This is a genomic window from Mesorhizobium vachelliae (genome assembly GCF_033977325.1).
Classification (GTDB): Bacteria; Pseudomonadota; Alphaproteobacteria; order Rhizobiales; family Rhizobiaceae; genus Mesorhizobium; species Mesorhizobium vachelliae.
Genome location: NZ_JAVIIR010000054.1, coordinates 1 through 2,564, shown reverse-complemented (window position 1 = coordinate 2,564; position 2,564 = coordinate 1). Strand labels below are relative to the sequence as shown.

The window sequence follows — 2,564 nt, the reverse complement described above, 5'->3', positions numbered from 1 at the left end:
CAGTGAACTCGTCCGCTCGTCCAATCCGCGCATCCACGGTCCCCAAATCATCAGGGCACCAGTGAATCACGCTCCCAACAACCGCGCCAGTACTTCTTCAACAGCCTGCTAGGCCTCCTTACCCGCCCTTGCAGCAGAGCCTGGCGCCGGAACCGATGGGCGAGCTATGCGTCTCATTCGATCATTTCTCTAGTCATGGAAATCCGCTTCGCAGCCAGGGAACACCGCTGCGGTCCGCTGGCGAGCTACTTTTTCGACGGCCTGCGGCAAAGGCGCATCCCAATGTCGCGGCTGTCGCACTCGCCAACAAGAATGAGAGGATCGTGTAGGCCATGCTCTCGGACAGCACATTCTACTCGCCCGCTCCTTCGGTGAAAGCAGCTTGAGGCGAAGCGTCAAACGAAGGAATAACAGAAGGAGATCTCGCCGATTCGGCGAGCTCACCTTGAATAGGTGGGCGGCCAACGAACAGTTCGAACCACTAGTTTCGTCCATTTTGCGAAACATGCCGCTTCGCCGACCGACGGTGCTGACGCCGAAATCTCTGCGCCGAATTCTGCAGATCAGCGGCGGCATCACTGCAAATATTTTCCAGGCGATCACGAGTCTAGCAGCCGAGTCGATCGAGAGCGGCCCAGAGCATATCACCGATGAAGCTGTGGAAAGTTGGCGCCCGCCAGTTAGCGCCGAAACACCGTACGCATGATACGAGAGCTCAGCGGCACAAGGCCGCTTTCAGTCATTCTCAAACCCGTCCCCGATGAGCTCCTGTCGTCGTGGATCACGCGCCATGCCGATTTCCATGGCGTCCCACCGCTCACGATGCTTCGCCATGCCATTCCCGAGGCAACATCTTTGCGGCAAACCGATACAAACCTGGGGCCAACCGCCGCCGTTCACATTGCGAGGCTGTTTCGATCTCAATTCTTCGACAATCTTGGCAATGACCACGTCTGGGTTCCCACAGTCGGCAGGGCGGCTCGTCGCGCCACGCGTCATTCAATGCTGCATCGCCTGCTCCGAGCAATACAGATTGCGAGGAGCTGCAACTGCGGTACAGCGAAGCTGGATCGAGGGTTGGCGGATAACCTGTCCCGTTTGCAGACAACGGCAGGAAGAGACGAGGGAGGGGGGCATCTGCCGTCGCAAGCACGTCATCGCCGTTCGAGTATCTTTGGGTAAATGCCGTTCATGGCGAGGAGCTCATCGATCAGTCGCTGGGGGGAGCATCTGTCGGTGGGGTATCGCCAATCGATATCGCCCGATTACTGCTCATCAGACGATGCCCAAAGTCGATACGCCACTCCACCATCCTTGGCGCCGTCGTTCAAGGTTTCGATGAGCTTGTAGCCAAACAGGGTCTCCCAAGACCTACGATTGCAAGACCCATCTTGCCCATCGGACTTCGCACGGCGTTGATCGCTGGTATTCAATCGTCTATCAGGCAGGGCCCACGTGAGTCTCCGAACTCAAGCGCCAAACGCTTGGCGCCATTACATGCGATTCATTGCAATCGGCGCCGGCATGTGGGCTTCGAGAAACTCTCAGCCGCTGCAGGTGAATTGAGACTCGGCGGCATTGAATCTCAAGATTAGGTACAGTGGTCGCGGGAGGTCGGCGCAATCTCACATTTAAGTGCAGTATGACAGCCGGATCAGGGAATGAGAGCAGAAAGTCGGGCAACAGCAGCTCGATCTCGATTTCTTCGCGAAGCCTTGCAGCACTTCGAGGAAGATCAGCGCCGGAGCAGCGCTCCTGGCGAAACGGGATCTTCAAAGTGATCGAAAAGATGACGACCGGCCTGTCGCAAGGCGAATTCAACATCGATAGAATGTGCTGGCTCGCTGGCGTCAGCCGCGCGAGCTACTACCGTCACTGGCTGGATTCGGCCCCGCGTCGGGCCGAGACCGGTTTGCGAGACCTCATTCAAAAGGTGGCTCTCGGCAACGCGCACTACGGCTACCGCCGGATCGGAGCCCTGTTGCGTCGGGAGGGGTGGCAAGTCAACCACAAGTGCGTTCTACGCATTATGCGTGAAGACAATCTGCTGTGCCTGCGCACGCGATCCTTTGTTCCTGGAACGACGAACTCGAGGCATGGTTGGCAAGTCGTGCCGAACCTTGCCAGGGCATGATCCTCAGTGGGGTCAACCTGGGTTGCCTATATCACCTTCCTGCATCTGGCTGAGGAGTTTGCTTTCCTTGCCGTTGTGCTTGACGCGTTTAGCCCCAGGGTGGTCGGGTGGGCGTTGGATACGCATCTCAGAGCAAGCCCTGCCATTGCGAGCCCTCGAGGCCATAACCGATTGCCGGCCTGCTCCCTGGGGTCTCGTGCATCATTCCGATCGCGGAGTTCAATACGCTTGCGGGGCCTACTCCGAACTTCTGCACCTCCATGGTATCCAGGCGAGCACGAGCCGTGTCGGAAATCCTTACGACAACGCGAAGGCGGAAAGCTTCTTAGGTTGCGTTTCGACGCTGTATCTTCAGCGTCATCATTGTTGGGTAGTGTCGATGCACGACGTTGGCGCTGGTGCGATCCAGGCCGGCCGACGCGCTATCCAA

1 protein-coding gene and 1 pseudogene are annotated in these 2,564 nt (G+C 58.0%); both read left to right on the top strand.

The genetic code is table 11. The annotated features are described in order from the left end of the window. The first annotated feature begins 702 nt into the window (after positions 1 to 702). The gene (locus RFM41_RS34375) at positions 703 to 1,182 is read left to right on the top strand and encodes a TniQ family protein (RefSeq protein WP_430691608.1); all 480 of its coding nucleotides are present in this window, start codon (positions 703 to 705) and stop codon (positions 1,180 to 1,182) included. A 460-nt stretch (positions 1,183 to 1,642) separates the two neighbouring features. Beyond that, positions 1,643 to 2,065, top strand: a pseudogene (locus RFM41_RS33910) (IS3 family transposase); the annotation flags it as partial. Between the last annotated feature and the right edge of the window lie 499 nt (positions 2,066 to 2,564).